Genomic DNA, 16,554 nt, shown 5'->3' on the forward strand with positions numbered 1-16,554 from the left:
TCTTTCAGCTGCCGGGCGGATATGACTCCGAGCTCCCGGCAGCGATCTTATGAGCGCTTACTTGCTCATAAATTCCGGATAAGCTTCCATTCCGCACTCGGTCAAGTCAACACCTTGCTGCTCTTCATCTTCGGTAACGCGAAGACCAGTGATCAGCTTGAGAGCGAACCAGACTGCAAAGGAGGCGGTGAATACCCAAACGAAGATGGTGGCGGCGCCGATCAGCTGGCCGCTGAAGCTGGAGCCGTCGTTGGTAACCGGTACCAGCAGCAGGCCAAGCAGACCAACCACGCCGTGCACGGAGATGGCACCGACCGGATCGTCGATCTTCAGCTTGTCCAGAGTAACGATGGAGAAGACCACCAGGATGCCACCCAGTGCACCGAACAGGGTTGCCTGCAGGGCAGTTGGCGTGGAAGGTTCAGCGGTGATCGCCACCAGACCAGCCAGCGCGCCATTCAGCAACATGGTCAGGTCGGCCTTGCCAAACAGGATGCGGCCGGTGATCAGCGCAGCCACTGCACCACCCGCGGCGGCGGCGTTGGTATTCAGGAACACCATGGCGACAGAGTGTGCACTGGCTGCATCACCCAGTTTCAGTACGGAGCCGCCGTTGAAGCCGAACCAGCCCATCCACAGGATGAAGGTACCCAGGGTCGCCAGCGGCAGGTTGGCACCGGGTATGGCGTAGATTTCGCCATTGGGGCCGTATTTGCCTTTCCGTGCGCCCAGCAGCAATACGCCAGCGAGTGCTGCCGCAGCACCAGCCATATGCACGATACCGGAACCGGCGAAATCGGAGAAACCGAGGTCCCCCAGGTTGTACATACCGAATACGTCAGCGCTACCCCAGGTCCAGGAACCTTCCAGCGGGTAGATGAAGCCGGTCAGGACAACCGCAAAGACCAGAAAGCTCCACAGCTTCATACGCTCGGCCACCGCACCAGAGACGATAGACATCGCCGTGGCAACGAATACCACCTGGAAGAAGAAGTCCGACGCTCCGGAATAAACCGAGTCACCGTCGAATCCATTTTCAGCGGAACTCGCGAGCACACTATCGAGACTAAACGCCTCGATACCCTTCAGTAACCAGCCGCCGTCGTACATGATGGCGTAACCACTGATCAGGTACATGGTGCTGGCAATCGCAAACAGCGCCACGTTTTTAGTCAGAATTTCTGTGGTGTTCTTGGACCGTACCAGGCCCGCCTCCAGCATGGCGAAACCTGCCGCCATCCACATGACCAGCGCACCACACACGAGGAAATAAAACGTATCAATTGCGTACTGCAATTGAAAAATTTGATTTTCCATTTTTCGCTCCGTTTAACCCAAACTTTCCCGAGTCGCCCCGGCGGTTTTTTTTGAAAATTCAGTGAGATGTTATTGGCAATCTTTCACTGTTATTAAATTGCTTCCGCGCCGGTTTCCCCGGTACGGATGCGAATTGCCTGTTCCAGTTCGGCAACAAAGATCTTGCCGTCGCCGATCTTGCCGCTCTGCGCTGCACTACCAATCGCTTCCAGCACGGCATCGACCTGACTGTCATCGACAGCGATCTGCAACATGGTTTTGGGCAGAAAATCCACCACATACTCGGCGCCCCGGTAGAGCTCGGTATGCCCTTTCTGCCGCCCAAAGCCCTTTACTTCACTCACGGTAATACCGCTGACGCCGGCTTCTGCCAGCGCATCGCGAACCGCGTCGAGCTTGAAAGGTTTAATGACTGCGGTTACCAGTTTCATGGCTTCCCCCTGTAATAAAGGCCCGCTGCACGATTCAGTGCGCGGGCCCGGTATTGGTTTACCAGCTGTAAGTCGCCCCAGCGACAACAGTCGGCTCACACCAGTCTGAAGCCCAGCACTCACTCTCGCTCAGATCGGTTCCGATCAGTGACGCCGAGAGACCGAGACCACCAAACTCCTTGCTGACGGATACCGTGTAATCGATGTACTGATCGGTATTCGAGAAAAACAGATCGTCTTCAGCGAACAGGTTCAGGCCCGCAGACAGATCCAGCGCGATATCATTTGGCAGCGCAAATGAGTAACCACCGTTCAGGTAATAAAAAGCACCGGTAGCGGCCCAATAGTCATCGGAATAGGCAAAGCCGACACTGGCATCACCAAAACTCAGGCTGCCGTAGACCTCCTGATAATCCTCATCCTGATCACTGCCGTGATAGGCGTAGTAGATGTAACCCACGTCGTAACCGACACCACCGGCGGTTTCACCCGCGTAACCGCCGTAGAAATCCTGTTCGTACTTGGTTTCATCAGTGCCATAAGCAAAATCTACCTGGGACGCCCAGGTACCGAGGTAAACCCCGTTCTCGAACCCCAGGTCCACACCGCCCTGAATCACAGCGCCGGTGTCGGATTGGGAAATCCCGCGGAAGCGGTAGTCACTGACTACGCCCAGGTTGGCGCTGACACTGACACCGGCTTCCTGTGCCATCGCAGCCGGGCTGCCGATGGCAATAGCGAGCGCGCTTCCTGCAAATACCGTCGCAATTTTTTTATTCATGTTGAATCGCACTTTGGTTCTCCTGGTTCTCTGTGTGAAATGCTCGTCTTGGTTTTTATTGTTGGCGGCAAATATTTATTGCTTTGACTGCGCCGGGGAGTGACGACTACCGCCGCTGACTCGCCCGGGCACTTCACTGAAAACTTCGGATAGCGGAAAGCGTTTCCGTTTCTGCTACGAAGAGTTCTGAAGATCCTCCCCCTGCCTTCGTCACCAGGGCGATTCGTATCTGGGTACTTGCAGAGTTAGTGCCAACTTTAAAAACCCCCTGAGAAATCAGCGGGTTAGAGGGGATTTGTGACTTAAATGAAACACTCGGAACGGAGCAGTCAAAACAACCTGCGCAAAAACAGTGCGCACCAAAATAGAACCCGCACCGAGATCGGGCACATCAGGAATAGGCTTGCGCCAGATGAACCATCGCGGCGCACGGCAGGATTGCCTTGGTAGGGATTCCCGGCTGCGGTACTATTTACCGCTGATTTAAGGGAATTTCTTAGTGGAGAATTGCGCGTGGCACGGGACAAATTGCAACAGTTATTAAATGAGCTGCAACAACAGGGTGCGGTAATCAGCAGTGACCTCAAGGATGCGCTCGCGGTGGCGCTCGGCAAACTGCCCCTGGTCAGCCAGCAGGAATTCGATATCCAGGCCGCCAAACTGGCCCGCGCGGAGGAGAAGCTCGCCGAGCTCGAGAGCCAGATCAGCACACTGGAAGCGGAACTGAAAAAGCGCGACTGAGCACGGGAGCACAGCGCCCCCGGCTCGTAAACCATTCAGGACAGACGGATTTTCAGGGAAGAAAATGAGCCTCTCCATTACCTACGCCCGCGCTCAGCTGGGTATTCAGGCACCGCTGGTAACCGTGGAAACCCACCTCGCCAACGGGCTCCCCGCCTTCAACATTGTCGGCCTGCCGGAAGCCGCGGTGCGGGAAAGCCGCGACCGGGTGCGCAGCGCCATCATCAACAGTCACTTCGAATTTCCCCAGCGGCGGATTACCGTCAACCTGGCGCCGGCAGACCTGCCCAAAGCCGGCGGCCGCTACGATCTGGCGATTGCCCTCGGCATCCTCGCCGCCTCCGGCCAGGTGCCGGGGGAGGCGCTGGAGCAGTTTGAGTTTATCGGCGAGCTGGCACTGTCTGGCAGTCTGCGCCCGATCCCCGGCGCCCTGCCCGCGGCCATGGCCTGTGGCGACAGAGATCGAATTCTGGTGGTCAGCGACGCCTCCGCCGCCGAAGCGGCGTTGATTGATACCCCGGTAAAATCTGCCGCGTCCCTGTTACAGGTCTGCGCCCAGTTGCACGGCCGCGAGCCGCTACCCAATGCCGTGCACCAGCCGGACACCGATGCGGCCCCCTGTGCCGATCTGGAAGACGTGCGCGGACAGCTGAAGGCCCGCCGCGCACTGGAAGTGGCCGCCGCCGGCGGCCACAACCTGTTGTTTTACGGCCCACCGGGTACCGGCAAGACCATGCTCGCCAGCCGCCTGCCGGGGATACTGCCACCGCTTGCCGAGCGCGAACTGCTGGAAGTGGCAGCGCTCTATTCCAGCGCCGGTCTCGAGCGCATCCAGCAGCGTCCATTTCGCGCACCGCACCACTCCGCATCTCCCACCGCGCTGGTGGGTGGCGGCAGTAATCCGCGCCCGGGAGAAATCAGCCTCGCCCACCGCGGGGTGCTGTTTCTGGACGAGATGCCGGAGTTTCCCCGCTCGGCACTGGAAATACTGCGCGAGCCGCTGGAAAACGGCGAGGTACGAATCTCCCGCGCCCGCGCCCAGGTCACCTTTCCCGCCAACTTCCAACTGGTTGCCGCCATGAACCCCTGCCCCTGTGGTTATATGGGCGAACCCCGCTGTCGCTGCACCCCGGACCAGATCGATCGCTACCGCAACAAGCTGTCCGGCCCGCTGCTGGACCGTATTGATATGCAGGTGGAAGTGGCGAGCATAAGTGCGAGCCAGTTGCAGGAGGCACCGCGGGGGGAAAGTTCGCAACAGGTGCGTGAGCGGGTGCAGCGCTCGCGGGAGATCCAGCTGGCGCGACAGGGCAAGATCAACGCATCGTTGAGCGGCAGCGAGCTGGATAGACACTGCCGGCTCGGCAATGCGGAGAGCGCCCTGTTGCGCACCTCAGTGGAGAAACTCGGGCTGTCTGCGCGCAGTTATCACCGCGTTTTGAAAGTCGCCCGCACCCTGGCGGATTTATCCGGGCAGGAAAACATCGGCACTGCACAGATTGCGGAGGCACTGGCGTATCGCAACCTGGATCGCACAGCGAGCGTTCCCATGTAATTCTGGACAGGTGTCCTTATATTTTTGGTATTCAGTCCGGAGGAGAGTTTGCAAGAAGAAACCAGTATTGCCCAATTCCGCCATCTAGGGTTTCGGCGTTTTATTCCCGCCACGGCAATCGCGCACCGCGTAGAATGCTACTGGTCGACAGGCAGCTTCCTGTTACCTGCGGTTAATTCGGCAGAAACCCTATATCCAGATGGCGGTAGCAGTCTGGTGATTGATCTCGATCGGCCGATGGACAGTGCCTATTTTCAGTTCAACTCTTTTCGCAATCGCTGGACGTTCACCTCAACCACACACACGGTCAGTGTACGTTTCCGTCCCGGCGCGCTCTATCGGCTTTTCGGTGTATCTCCTGTGGCGTGTTGCGACTTCAATGTCTCTGCAGCCGACTTACTGACACCATCACAATATACAAAGTTTGCCTCCACCCTGGCCAAGATGGATCCGGAAAACTCCGTCAACTCGCTGAGATTGATCGAGCAGTGGCTACTGGCACAAGAGAAGGCGTCTGGCAGTGGCAGTGATCGCGTGCGCAATGTAATTTCGACACTGTCCATCACCGCAAGCATCGGACGGATGGCGGCGATGGCCGGTGTCAGCACCAGGACACTGGAGCGCCAGTTCCGCCGGGAAGTGGGACTGCGACCTTCCGAGTTCCTGAGCCATCAGAGAATCAAACTGGCCCGGGCCCGGCTTGCACAATCCACACACCCGCTGGCAGACATTGGGCTCAGCTGCGGTTTTTACGATCAGGCTCACTTCACCAAATCTTTCGCGCGACTGGTGGGTGAAACGCCCGGCCATTATCGCACGCGCAAGTTGTCGGAAATTTACAAGCCCTAACCGCTGTCACCCAACACAATGGCGCTCTACAACTGAGGAGCACGCCTATCATGACTGACAGATTATCCCCATCTGAACTCTATCAGCTCTGTCCGCGAATCGCCGAAGCACTGACGCTTCTGGGTGACAAGACCCATCAATCCAAAGCCATTGAAAGTTCACTCGCCCACCTGGTCCGGCTACGGGTGTCCCAGATCAATCACTGCTGCTATTGCCAGCGGATGCACGCCGAGGAAGCGCGCCGAGACGGTGAGCAACAGGCACGCCTGGATGTACTGCCCGCATGGCGGGAAGCCAGCTGCTTCAGTAAACGAGAACGCAACGCGCTGACCTGGTCAGAGTACCTGACCCGTATTTCAGACGGTGGGGTTCCGGATGCCATCTACGCCGCTTCCATTGCAGAGTTTGACGCTGCGGGTCTGCTGGAACTGACCGCAATCATTCTGGAAATCAACAGCTGGAACCGCATTTCAGCATCTTTTGGTTTTCAACCGAACTTTTAATCCCGGCGTATTGCTAACCTACACAGTCCGCTGATTCACAGGTATTTGACCGGAGGGTTTTAATGATTAAACGCAGAATCAATCTGGTACTGATGATCCTGGCCAGTCTGTTTTTTCTGGTCGGCAGTATTCTTTTCTTGCCGCAGTTTGTAAATTATTCCGTTGTCGGTGTCTGGTTTTTCGCGACCGGCTCTTTCACCTTGTTGGCAACCTCCGTTGCCGATCTATTGGAGGAGTTATTGGGGTCAACCGGACAATAATGCAACTTGGTTTCAAGTAATAACTGCAATTTCTTCACGCAGCGAGCAAATCGTCTCGCTGCCCCATAAATAATTCATTTGGTGACTTGCCGCCTCGACTTTCTCTCGGCCTGCTGTTCAACCGATTCATAACAAAGTGAACCTGATCGTCCGTCACCTTGTTGAAGTCCGTTCCTTTTGGAAAATACTGCCGAATAAGACCGTTGGTGTTTTCATTGATCCCCCGCTCCCAAGAGGCGTAGGGGTGCGCGAAATAAATATCCGCGCCCAGCCCTCTGGCTATAACCTCATGTCCGGAGAACTCAAGCCCGTTGTCGAAGGTTATCGTTTTAATCTTGTCCTTCAGGTGAGCCATGTGAGCAACAGCTGCATCGGCCAGCAAGTCTGCTCGTTTACCCGTCAGTCGCACAATGACTGTAAACAATGTCTTGCGCTCAACCATCGTCAGCAATGCTCCGCTGCGTCCCTTGCCAATGACAGTATCACCTTCCCAGTCTCCAATCCGACTCATCTGATCAACAACAACTGGACGTTCTTCTATACTCACCCTGTTTTTGATCTTTCCCCGCCGGTCGTAGCTGCCATAGCGTTTACGATATGGCTTGGACGCTATCCGCAGATGTGTATACAAATCCCCACCGCTGGCTTGATCTGCATAAATTATCTGGTAAATCGTTTCATGGTGTAGCGAAACACCTGTGTGCCTCTCCAAGTAGATCGCAGTCTGCTGCGGGCTTAAATCTTGCATGGTTAGCAGCTCAATCTGACGCTGCACCTCGTCGGTCACTTTCCGCGCCTTATGGGCCTCTCGTCGCCGGACATCTGATAGCTTATGGGCTTGACCAGGGCGATACCCTCGCAGCCCCGTATTTCTCCGCAGTTCTCGACTGATCGTCGATGGATGCCTTTCCAGCAGCTCCGCTATTTCTGCTTGTGAGTGTCCGGCTTTTCTCAGGCTGTAAATCTGGTATCGTTCGTTCTCGGTCAGCTGGTAGTAGCTCATCAGTGCTTTTCTCTTGGTCGGGAGAGGCGCCGACTCTACCAGCTGGCCTCTCTCTTACCAATTGCACTTATTATCCGAAACCGCGCAAGACATTATGCAGCGGGACCGCATTAACGGTCCCGAAATAGTTGGTACAGGCAGTGCTCCTGCAAGGGATGTTCATCGGATAGGGACGGGTGCAAAAAAGTTTTGCAGGTGTCGACCATACCGATTTTTTCCATCACGCTTCTAGAGCGCATATTGTTCAGCGCTGTGAACGAAACAATTTCCTTCAATTTCAGCTGCTCGAAACCGATCTGCAAACTCGCGCATGCTGCCTCGGTTGCGTAGCCCTTTCCCCAGAAATCCACAGCCAGTCGCCAACCGATTTCCACCGCCGGCGCAAATGGCAGTTCGTCACCGACGTTTTTGATCCCGACAAAACCGATAAACTGATGATCTTCGAGACGCTCTACCGCCCAGAATCCCCAACCATATTTTTCGATATGTGTGATCTGGCGATCGATAGCCGCGTCGCTTTCCTCGCGACTCAGCAGCGCGGGGAAAAATTCCATCACCCGCGGGTCTGCGTTCATCGCGGCAAAGGGTTCGCGGTCCTTGTTCCGCCACTGGCGCAGCTGAAGACGCTCGGTCTGCGGTTCAATCAAAGTTGTCATTGATCTCTCTAATCTGTTGCTCCTGTTTGTTAAGCTGCTCCTGTAATACGCGCTGTGCATTCTCGGCGTACTTGGAACAACTCACGGATTTTTTACGCAGCGCTTTATCGCCATAGGTCCAGCCACTGGCATGCGGATGGGGTGTTAACAGTAGATCACAGGGCAGAGCACTGATTCGGTCAAAACTGCGATGAAAATCAGCAACGATATTCGGATAGCGGACATTTCCGATCAACTGGTAGCCCGGCGCAGTCAGACTGTCCACATAGGCGATATCGATTTCTTGTCCATTCAGACTATCGCGCCAGGTCCAAGCCATGCTGCCCGGCGTATGGCCGGGTATAAAATGTACTGTAAACGTAACCTCTCCCAGCACAATCTGTTCGCCATCCTGCAAATAACGATCAACGCTAACAGAAGGGAAAAGCAGCCCATCATCAAAATGAAGATCACCCGCTCCGCCACGCGCCAACAAGCGAGAAGACTCGGCGTTACTGGCAATCCGTGCGGCACTGGCATTTTTTATCGCGGCCAGTGGGCCTGCATGATCCGCATGGCCGTGACTGTGCAATATCCATTTCAGATCCTCTGGCGCTACATCCAATGCTTGCATGTTCGACAGCAGATGTTCCGCCATTTGAGGCATTCCACCGTCGATCAGGACTGCACCGTTTCCGGTTTTCACCAGTAACGCAGTTAACGATTTACTTCCAATTTGCCAGGTTTGATCAGCGATCTGCAAAGGCTTCACTGGCGTCCGCCAGTCTGCCGGCACCTCATAGGCTTGCAACTGTGGGAGAGCTGTTTCTGCAGATACAGCGGATAAGAAAAACACGCTCACAAGCAGGGGTAGCAGCCCCACTCTGTGTTTCAGTCTTCGCATATCAATGTTCTCCATTAATCCGCGAGCGAGCAGATGCCACCATGTAATAGCAAATTTCCAACCCCGGTTCCGGCTCCGGATAATCGCGTCGACGAAAGCCAAGCTTTTCGTAAAGGGACAACGCCAGCGGGTTGTCTTTCAACACAAACAGGGAGGCGCGATCCAGTTTCAATGCTTCGCTGCCGCGGGCAATGAGCCCGGTAACCAGTTGCCGGCCCAATCCAGAGCCACGGGTTTTCGGGGACACGATCAGTCGCGCCAGGTGACAACAGTCCAGGCGATTGTAATACTGCCCAAAGGCCAAAATCTGCCCCTGCTCGTCCTGAAGAACAAAGCTGGGGATCTCCTGCCAGCGGCTGTCGCGGGAGAAGCTCTTCTCATCAAATGGATATTCAAACCACGAACCGGCCCACAGGCGACACGCGCGTTCACTGTCAATCCACGACATCAGTTCCGGCAGGAAATCCGCTTTAAACGGTACCAGTTCAACCATCACATTTTATCCAATTACACTATGTTTTCCGCGCCCGCACCAGCCAGCGATCCAGCTGATCCGCAAACGCTTTCCTTTCCTGCTGCCCCAGCGGCGGCGGGCCACCGGTATGTACACCACTGGAGCGCATGGTTTCCATAAAGTCGCGCATATTCAGGCGTGCGCGGATATTGGCCTTGGAATATTTCTCGCCGCGCGGATTGAGTGCGGTGGCATCCTTGTCGATCACTTCCGACGCCAGCGGAATATCCGCCGTAATCACCAGGTCGCCGGCCTCGCACTGGCGAACGATTTCGTTATCCGCCACGTCGAACCCGGAGGAGACCTGCACGGCTCGGCTAAATTTTGATGGCGGCACGCGCACATATTGATTGGCCACTAGGATCATTTCCGTTTCCGTGCGCTCGGCGGCGCGGAACAGGATTTCTTTAATAACTGTGGGACAGGCGTCGGCATCGACCCAGATTTTTGGCATCAATCAGTCTCTTGTAATCTCTTGTGGCTGTTCGTCGGCAGGCGCACCTTCATCGCACTTCTTGCACTCCAGTTTCAGACCGAGCATCTGCGCCCTGCCTTCGGCAGTGGTGACCCAGGGGCGATTCTGCCACGGTGGGTCGTGGCGCACATGCTGATTATGCCCGCAAGCCAGCTGCGCGACCCAGTGTTCTTCAGCGTCTTTGTGATAGCCGGTAATGGGCTGCTGCATAAAAGCCCTCAAAGTAAAAAGGCACCTCGAATGAGGTGCCTTTATAGACAAAATTGAGGGCGGGGTAAAAGTCAGTCTTGCGCTGGCTGTGGCGTTGCCGCGCTTTTGCGCCAGCGCGGCACATTGCCATTGATGCACACCAGCAGGAATATCGCCGCACCCAGTGCGGTCCACACATCAAACATGGCGAGCATAAAGCCGATCACCAGTGCACAGACCATCTCCAGCGGCTTCTTCACCAGCGGTGCCGCCACCATGATGCAGGCGAAGGCGGTCAGCGCGAGGGTGAGCATCAGGGCGATGGCCATAATCGGCTTGATCAGACTGATCCACGGCCAGCACAGATAGATCAACGGCAGCCCGAAGCCGTAATAGGAGCCGATACCGCTGTGCAGATTGCTCATCTTCTCCTGTCCGCGCTGCCAGGTCTGGATCACCACCGCGTGCACCCCGGTCCACAGCACCCCCTGGTAAGGAAACAACGGCGCGAATACGGCGGATACGGCATTGCGCAGTGCAACGGCGATCTGGCTGCGCTCGAAGTTGGTGTCCACCGGGTCGTCTTCCCGCGCCGGCTGCGCGTTGTGAATCATTTCCGTGCCGGTGACAAAGTCACCGAACAGGATCACGTAGGCCACAAACGCCAGCGGCAGCACCTCCAGATACATCGTCGCCGGCGGCCAGCCGATACTGAGCGGTGATACCTTGGCCAGGGTCTCGGTGACCGGCGGCAGGAACAGCCCCCAGCGCATATCGAACTGGATTTCCCCGGCTATCACCCCCACCACGGCGGCAGCGACAAACCCCGGTAGCAGGCCGAGACAACAGATACTATCCAGCCACTTGTGGCGGGTACGCAGCGCCTGCACCGGCGCGGAGAAGGTGAACAGCAGCGCCACCAGTAGCGCGGTGATGGCGCTGACGGGATGGCTCTCGAACAGGGCCGCGTCCTTGATGAACACCCGGTCGAGGGCGGAAATTGCGGCACCGAAGATGATCCCCGCCTTCAATGCCACCGGCAGCGCGCTGATCAGCCGCCGCGACAACCCGGACAGACTGAACACCAGTGCGATGCCCGCCAGGCTCAGGGACAGCGCCGTCATTACCTGGAATCGCTCCGGCCCCTCGGGATAACCGCTGACAATGAACGTCAGCACCAGGGGAAACGCGGGGGTCAGCATGCCTGGCGCGAAGGGTTCGCCAAATACCACAAACGATGCACACAGCACCGTATTGGCCAGCATCAACAGCGCCAGTGCCTCTTCGAACGACAGGCCGAAGTAACCGATCATTACCGGCGCCATGATCAGACTGGTGGCACTGGCGACCACCACCCCCTGTACAAACTGGGACGGCACAAACTTGAGGTGCAGGAAGGGGACGCGGAAGGTGAACGGTCCCCAGCGCCAGCCGCTACTGCGCGCATTGGGGTTATCAGAGACAGGTTTGTTCATCATCGGATGCTCATTATTGTTATCGATACATCCGAGCTTAGAAGTGCCACGGGAGCACCACCATTATTCGGGAGGTAATCAACCCTCGCCGATCAGCGGTCGGTACAGCAGAGGATGATCCTCCGGCACTGCGGCCAGCTCTTCGTCGGTCACCACCCGCTTGTAGTCATCCCGGTAGATCCGACCGATCAACAGCCGCGGCTGAACCAGCTGCGAGGTGGATGACAGGGTATCGTTGTACACGGTGAGATTGACGATGCCCTCTTCGGTGTTGAGCGCCAGCGGGTAGTCGCTGGTGTGGATCAGGCGCCGTCCCAGTTGTTGCCACCCTTCCGGCAACGCCCCCGCCGCCTCCAGGCGCTCCAGCATCGCCCAGCCCTGGGGGTCGTCGCTCTGCAGGGTTTCCATGGTCAGGTACAGTGCCAGACCGCAGGACAGCGCCATGCCATTGTGCAGTTGGGGGCGCAGGCCGTTCGGGGTCATCACCAGCTCGTACATGTTAGGGCTTTCAAGCAGGGCCGCATCCACCCGCGGGATCATGAACGCCAGCCAGGCCCGGTTGACCGAAATCACCCGGCCGAAGTTGTCCAGCGCAAACGCCGGCTCCGGCTCGGCGCGGGACATGGCGTTCTGCATGGACTTGTTCATCCACACCGCCAGTTCCGGGGTGTCGAACACCGACTGGTCCGCGGAGAAGCCCGCCGCAGTAAGCAGATAAGCGCGGTCGCGGGCGCTGAGCCCGAAACAGTCTGCCAGTGCCGCCGCCACCAGCCGCGAAGGCTGCGAACGCCCGGTCTCGAGGAAGCTGATATGGCGAGTAGAGACACCGAGATCCTCCGACAGCCGCTCCTGTGACATCCCCAAGGTCTTGCGCCAGAAATGCATCAGACGCCCGAACGGGCTCTCGCTGCGGGAGTGTTCCACTAGAGTCGGCGAATTGGTCTTCATAACGGCAAATTCCTGCTTTTATCGTTCTGCTTTTTATTTTGCTCTCATCGACTTGCGGTTCAATATAAATCCATCCCGCGGCGCAGCCAATCCGGATCGCGGCTGATAGAATCGGCGCACCTCCTGTAGACCCAACTCAGCTGTACCAGAATGACCAAACTTAACCCGCGCCAGGCGGAAGCCGTCAAATATATCGACGGCCCCTGCCTGGTACTGGCCGGCGCCGGCTCCGGCAAGACCAGCGTAATTACGCGTAAGATCGCCTATCTGATCGAAGAGTGCGGCTATCAGGCGCGAAATATCGCCGCACTCACGTTTACCAACAAGGCGGCGCGGGAAATGAAGGAGCGGGTGGGCAAACTCGTGACCGGGCCGGACGGCAGGAAATCCAAGGCTGCCCACGGCCTCACCGTATCCACTTTCCACAACCTGGGACTCAATATCCTGCGCAAGGAGTATCGCGCCGCCGGCTTCAAACCCGGGTTTTCCATCTTCGATGCGGAGGATGCCCGCGGCCTGATCAAGGAGCTGATGCTGCGCGACGGCGATCTGGATACCGACCTGCTGGACCGGGTCCAGAGCCAGATTTCCAACTGGAAAAACGATATGCTGACCCCGCGTCAGGCCCTGGAACAGGCACAGAGCGCCGGTGAACAGGCCATCGCGGTGGCCTACGGCCGCTACTGCGACGCCCTCAAAGCCTACAACGCGGTGGATTTTGATGATCTGATCCTGATCCCGGTACAGTTGTTTCAATCCGATCCCGATCTGCTGGCACGCTGGAGGAAAAAAATCCGCTATCTGCTGGTGGATGAGTACCAGGACACCAACAGCTCCCAGTACCTGCTGGTAAAAATGATTGTCGGCGACCGCACCGGCCTCACCGTGGTGGGTGACGATGACCAGTCGATCTACGCCTGGCGCGGCGCGCGCCCGGAAAACATGAGTCAGTTGAAGGTGGATTTCCCCAGCCTGCGCCTGATCAAGCTGGAACAGAACTACCGCTCCACCAGCCGCATCCTCAAGGTGGCCAACCACCTGATCGCCCACAACCCACACGAATTCGATAAGGCGCTGTGGTCCGACCGCGGTATCGGTGACGAAATCCGGGTACTCAAAGTGGCGAGCGAAAACGAAGAAGCCGAGCGCGTGGCCAATGAGATCTTCCTGCAGAAGGCCCGCCGCGGCTGCAAATTCATGGATTTCGCGGTGCTCTACCGCGGCAACCACCAAGCGCGCCTGATCGAGATGAAGCTGCAGGAAAGCCAGATCCCGTACCAGATGTCCGGCGGCACCAGCTTTTTCGCCCGCGCAGAAATCAAGGACGTGATGGCCTACCTGCGCCTGCTGGTAAACCCCGACGACGACAACGCCTTCCTGCGCATCATCAATACCCCGCGCCGTCAGATCGGCACCAGCACCCTGGAGGCCCTGGGCAATTACGCCAAGGGGCGTGAAATTTCCATGCTGAGCGCATGCACCGAGATCGGCTTCCGGGAGCATATTACCGAACAGGGTTACGAGCGCCTCGGCCGCTTCGCCCACTGGCTGGAAGGCGTGGCCAGAAACTGTCGCGACAACAGCCCGGAGAGCGCACTGCGGGAAATGCTCGAGGACATCGACTACGCCGGCTGGCTGTCACAGAACGCCAGCAACGAAAAAGTGGCGGAAAAACGCATGGAAAACGTCAACTGGCTGCTCGGCTCGCTGATGAAAACCATGGAAGGCACCGACGACGAGCTGGAACAGGACGTACGCTTGGAGCAGGCGATCTCCAAGCTGATCCTGCGCGACATGCTCGAGCGCCAGGAAGAAGAGGAAGCTACCGACAAGGTCAGCCTGATGACCCTGCACGCCGCCAAAGGTCTGGAGTTCCCCCATGTGTTTATGATCGGCATGGAAGAAAACCTGTTGCCCCACCGCAACAGTATCGAGGACGACAACATCCAGGAAGAACGTCGCCTCACTTACGTCGGCATCACCCGTGCGCAGCGCACCCTGACCATGACCCTCGCGGGCAAGCGCAAGATGTTCGGCGAAAATCACGACACCACCCCCAGCCGCTTCCTGGAAGAACTGCCGGAAGAAGACTGCATATTTGAAGGCTTCGGCAAGGCGACGCCAGAGCAGAATCAGGCCAAAGGGGAGGAGACTCTGGGGTCGCTGCTGAGTATGTTTGACTAGGAATCCTCGTCATGCCGGACTCGATCCGGCATCCAGCCCCACTGGACACCGGCCAGCACCGATGTGACGACAGGGCACAAAACAGATCCCGAGTCTCCACCAAAAAAGCACAAAAAAAGCCGCTCACTGAGCGGCTTTTTCATACCGTAAGTAAGCGATCGCTTACTTGCTGCCTTCTACCATGTAATCAACCGCAGCTTTTACTTCATCGTCGCTGCAGTCCATACACAGGCCGCGCGCAGGCATGGCATTGAAGCCGTTGATGGCGTGTGTGTAGAGGGTATCGATGCCCTTGTCGATACGCGGGCCCCAGGCACCGGCGTCACCATACTTGGGCGCACCGGCAGCGCCTGTGGCGTGACAGGTATGACAGCTCGCCTTATATACAGCCTCACCACTACGCGTACCGCCGGAAGAGGCACTAGCTGCCGGCGCCGCGGCTGCACACTCATCGCCCTGCATACAGGTGCTGCCTACCGGCGCGATGCGCTCGGCGATTTCTTCATCCACAGACTGCGCTACCGCCACAGCCGCACCCGCCGCTACGGCCAGTGCCGCGACAAAATTCAAAACAACTTTCATCCAAATCCCCCTAAAGGCCCCATGCGGCCTGTAGATTCCGGCGATTTCGCCACAAACCTCTACCAAACAGCCGCGCATTATAAGCATACCGCCGGCCACTGCGAAGGGCTGTGCACCAATCCTGCACGATCGAGCCCCAATTCCCTTTGCCCCGTTCCCGCCCTTCTGTATAATCCGCGTCCGCGCCGGGGTTTGTAACCCGTTGATTTGGCGCAATTTAGACCGCAATGGTCACCCAATCCGCCCCTAGCTCAGCTGGATAGAGCGTCGCCCTCCGGAGGCGAAGGTCAGAGGTTCGAATCCTCTGGGGCGGGCCATATACAAGAAGGCCACCCATCGGGTGGCCTTTTTCGTATATCGCCCCAACCCGGGGCTTCTGGCTCGAGCCGGAGATTATGCAGTTACCGGAGCCCTGCCCCAATAATCCGTCATCAAATCTGCAAACCTCTCGATATCCCACCGCCTCACTCCCGGATACCATCTTCAGCATCCAATTTACCCGAGCTACAGAAACTCTGTCATCACCATGTCACGCGCCCTCAAACGTCTGTTCAGATTCACTATCGGCTCCGTTATCGCGTTTATCGCATTGACCGCAGTCCTCGTACTTTCAATGCGCTGGATCAACCCTCCCTCCTCCATGGTAATTCAGCACTGGCAAAGTGAGACTGGCCGCAGCGCGGCGCAGGTATGGCAACCACTGGAGAGGATTTCACCCAACCTGCAGATGGCCGTCATTGCCGCCGAGGATCAGAAGTTTCCCCACCATCACGGGTTTGATTTTGACTCACTGAAAAAAGCCCTCACTGAACGCCGTAAACGCACCCGCGGGGCGAGCACGATTACGCAGCAGACGGCGAAGAATCTGTTTCTGTGGAATGGTCGCAGCTATGTGCGCAAAGGGCTGGAGGCCTGGTTTACCCTGCTGATGGAATTGTTGTGGCCCAAGCAGCGGATTCTGGAGGTGTATCTGAACATTGCCGAATTTGGCGAAGGGACATTTGGCGCAGAGGCGGCTGCGCGGAAGTACTTTGGTATATCCGCGCAATCCCTCACGCCCTGGCAATCGGGTTTGATGGCCGCGGTCCTGCCCAGCCCGCGGCGGATGTTTGTGAGCAAGCCGTCCAACTATGTGCGCGAGCGCGCGTCGACCATCAATCGACAGGTGCGGCAACTGGGTGGCCGACAGTACCTTGAACAACTCTGAC

General features: G+C 57.3%; 19 protein-coding genes and 1 tRNA gene. 8 read left to right on the top strand and 12 right to left on the bottom strand.

Annotation, left to right across the window (positions count from 1 at the left end; translation table 11 throughout):
* Positions 1 to 57: 57 nt before the first annotated feature.
* The 3 genes from LPW13_RS15130 to LPW13_RS15140 all read right to left on the bottom strand — a co-directional run bounded on the left by LPW13_RS15130 (position 58) and on the right by LPW13_RS15140 (position 2,529).
* Positions 58 to 1,317 carry an ammonium transporter gene (locus tag LPW13_RS15130; RefSeq protein ID WP_230436657.1) on the bottom strand — a complete coding sequence of 420 codons (1,260 nt, stop codon included), beginning with the start codon at positions 1,315 to 1,317 and terminating at the stop codon, positions 58 to 60.
* A 92-nt stretch (positions 1,318 to 1,409) separates the two neighbouring features.
* Entirely contained in the window at positions 1,410 to 1,748 is a 339-nt protein-coding gene (locus tag LPW13_RS15135) for a P-II family nitrogen regulator (RefSeq protein ID WP_230436659.1), read from the bottom strand.
* Positions 1,749 to 1,806: 58 nt separating this feature from the next.
* Positions 1,807 to 2,529 (bottom strand): TorF family putative porin, encoded by a 723-nt coding sequence (locus LPW13_RS15140; protein ID WP_230436660.1) that lies wholly within the window; start codon positions 2,527 to 2,529, stop codon positions 1,807 to 1,809.
* Between the two features lie 513 nt (positions 2,530 to 3,042).
* On the opposite strand from LPW13_RS15140, the gene LPW13_RS15145 reads away from it, so the two are divergent.
* The 5 genes from LPW13_RS15145 to LPW13_RS15165 all read left to right on the top strand — a co-directional run bounded on the left by LPW13_RS15145 (position 3,043) and on the right by LPW13_RS15165 (position 6,437).
* Entirely contained in the window at positions 3,043 to 3,270 is a 228-nt protein-coding gene (locus LPW13_RS15145) for an accessory factor UbiK family protein (protein WP_230436678.1), read from the top strand.
* Between the two features lie 64 nt (positions 3,271 to 3,334).
* Positions 3,335 to 4,825 carry a YifB family Mg chelatase-like AAA ATPase gene (locus tag LPW13_RS15150; RefSeq protein WP_230436680.1) on the top strand — a complete coding sequence of 497 codons (1,491 nt, stop codon included), beginning with the start codon at positions 3,335 to 3,337 and terminating at the stop codon, positions 4,823 to 4,825.
* 48 nt (positions 4,826 to 4,873) lie between these two features.
* The gene (locus tag LPW13_RS15155; protein WP_230436682.1) at positions 4,874 to 5,674 is read left to right on the top strand and encodes a helix-turn-helix transcriptional regulator; all 801 of its coding nucleotides are present in this window, start codon (positions 4,874 to 4,876) and stop codon (positions 5,672 to 5,674) included.
* A 50-nt stretch (positions 5,675 to 5,724) separates the two neighbouring features.
* Positions 5,725 to 6,177: a carboxymuconolactone decarboxylase family protein gene (locus LPW13_RS15160; RefSeq protein ID WP_230436684.1), complete on the top strand. Its 453-nt coding sequence runs from the start codon at positions 5,725 to 5,727 to the stop codon at positions 6,175 to 6,177.
* Between the two features lie 62 nt (positions 6,178 to 6,239).
* Positions 6,240 to 6,437, top strand: a complete 198-nt coding sequence (locus tag LPW13_RS15165) for a YrhK family protein (protein ID WP_230436686.1) — start codon at positions 6,240 to 6,242, stop codon at positions 6,435 to 6,437.
* 34 nt (positions 6,438 to 6,471) lie between these two features.
* Here the strand turns inward: LPW13_RS15165 and LPW13_RS15170 are convergent, their stop codons facing one another.
* The 8 genes from LPW13_RS15170 to LPW13_RS15205 all read right to left on the bottom strand — a co-directional run bounded on the left by LPW13_RS15170 (position 6,472) and on the right by LPW13_RS15205 (position 12,580).
* A complete protein-coding gene (locus LPW13_RS15170) occupies positions 6,472 to 7,440 on the bottom strand; it encodes an IS30 family transposase (protein WP_230435866.1) in 969 nt (322 codons plus the stop codon).
* 110 nt (positions 7,441 to 7,550) lie between these two features.
* Complete coding sequence (locus tag LPW13_RS15175) at positions 7,551 to 8,096, bottom strand: GNAT family N-acetyltransferase (protein ID WP_230436687.1); 546 nt, start codon at positions 8,094 to 8,096, stop codon at positions 7,551 to 7,553.
* A complete protein-coding gene (bla, locus tag LPW13_RS15180; RefSeq protein ID WP_230436689.1) occupies positions 8,080 to 8,979 on the bottom strand; it encodes a subclass B3 metallo-beta-lactamase in 900 nt (299 codons plus the stop codon). The genes LPW13_RS15175 and bla overlap by 17 nt, the downstream gene beginning before the upstream one ends.
* 1 nt (position 8,980) lies before the next feature.
* Positions 8,981 to 9,472, bottom strand: coding sequence for a GNAT family N-acetyltransferase (locus LPW13_RS15185; RefSeq protein WP_230436691.1), 492 nt, complete (start codon positions 9,470 to 9,472; stop codon positions 8,981 to 8,983).
* 19 nt (positions 9,473 to 9,491) lie between these two features.
* Positions 9,492 to 9,947: a YaiI/YqxD family protein gene (locus tag LPW13_RS15190; protein ID WP_230436693.1), complete on the bottom strand. Its 456-nt coding sequence runs from the start codon at positions 9,945 to 9,947 to the stop codon at positions 9,492 to 9,494.
* A 3-nt stretch (positions 9,948 to 9,950) separates the two neighbouring features.
* A complete protein-coding gene (locus LPW13_RS15195) occupies positions 9,951 to 10,178 on the bottom strand; it encodes a DUF3565 domain-containing protein (protein ID WP_230436694.1) in 228 nt (75 codons plus the stop codon).
* 71 nt (positions 10,179 to 10,249) lie between these two features.
* The gene (locus tag LPW13_RS15200) at positions 10,250 to 11,635 is read right to left on the bottom strand and encodes a hypothetical protein (protein WP_230436695.1); all 1,386 of its coding nucleotides are present in this window, start codon (positions 11,633 to 11,635) and stop codon (positions 10,250 to 10,252) included.
* Between the two features lie 75 nt (positions 11,636 to 11,710).
* Positions 11,711 to 12,580 carry a helix-turn-helix domain-containing protein gene (locus LPW13_RS15205; protein ID WP_230436696.1) on the bottom strand — a complete coding sequence of 290 codons (870 nt, stop codon included), beginning with the start codon at positions 12,578 to 12,580 and terminating at the stop codon, positions 11,711 to 11,713.
* A 150-nt stretch (positions 12,581 to 12,730) separates the two neighbouring features.
* Here LPW13_RS15205 and rep point away from each other — a divergent pair, with 150 nt between their 5' ends.
* Positions 12,731 to 14,764 carry a DNA helicase Rep gene (gene rep / locus LPW13_RS15210; RefSeq protein ID WP_230436697.1) on the top strand — a complete coding sequence of 678 codons (2,034 nt, stop codon included), beginning with the start codon at positions 12,731 to 12,733 and terminating at the stop codon, positions 14,762 to 14,764.
* A 162-nt stretch (positions 14,765 to 14,926) separates the two neighbouring features.
* On the opposite strand, the gene LPW13_RS15215 is transcribed toward rep, so the two are convergent.
* Positions 14,927 to 15,346, bottom strand: coding sequence for a c-type cytochrome (locus LPW13_RS15215; protein WP_230436698.1), 420 nt, complete (start codon positions 15,344 to 15,346; stop codon positions 14,927 to 14,929).
* Between the two features lie 240 nt (positions 15,347 to 15,586).
* Here LPW13_RS15215 and LPW13_RS15220 point away from each other — a divergent pair.
* Together LPW13_RS15220 and mtgA are read left to right on the top strand one after the other, a co-directional pair.
* Positions 15,587 to 15,663, top strand: a tRNA-Arg gene (locus LPW13_RS15220).
* Between the two features lie 209 nt (positions 15,664 to 15,872).
* On the top strand, positions 15,873 to 16,553 hold the full coding sequence (gene mtgA / locus LPW13_RS15225; protein ID WP_230436699.1) for a monofunctional biosynthetic peptidoglycan transglycosylase: 681 nt from the start codon (positions 15,873 to 15,875) through the stop codon (positions 16,551 to 16,553).
* Position 16,554: the final 1 nt, after the last annotated feature.

This window comes from Microbulbifer celer (genome assembly GCF_020991125.1).
GTDB lineage: Bacteria > Pseudomonadota > Gammaproteobacteria > Pseudomonadales > Cellvibrionaceae > Microbulbifer > Microbulbifer celer.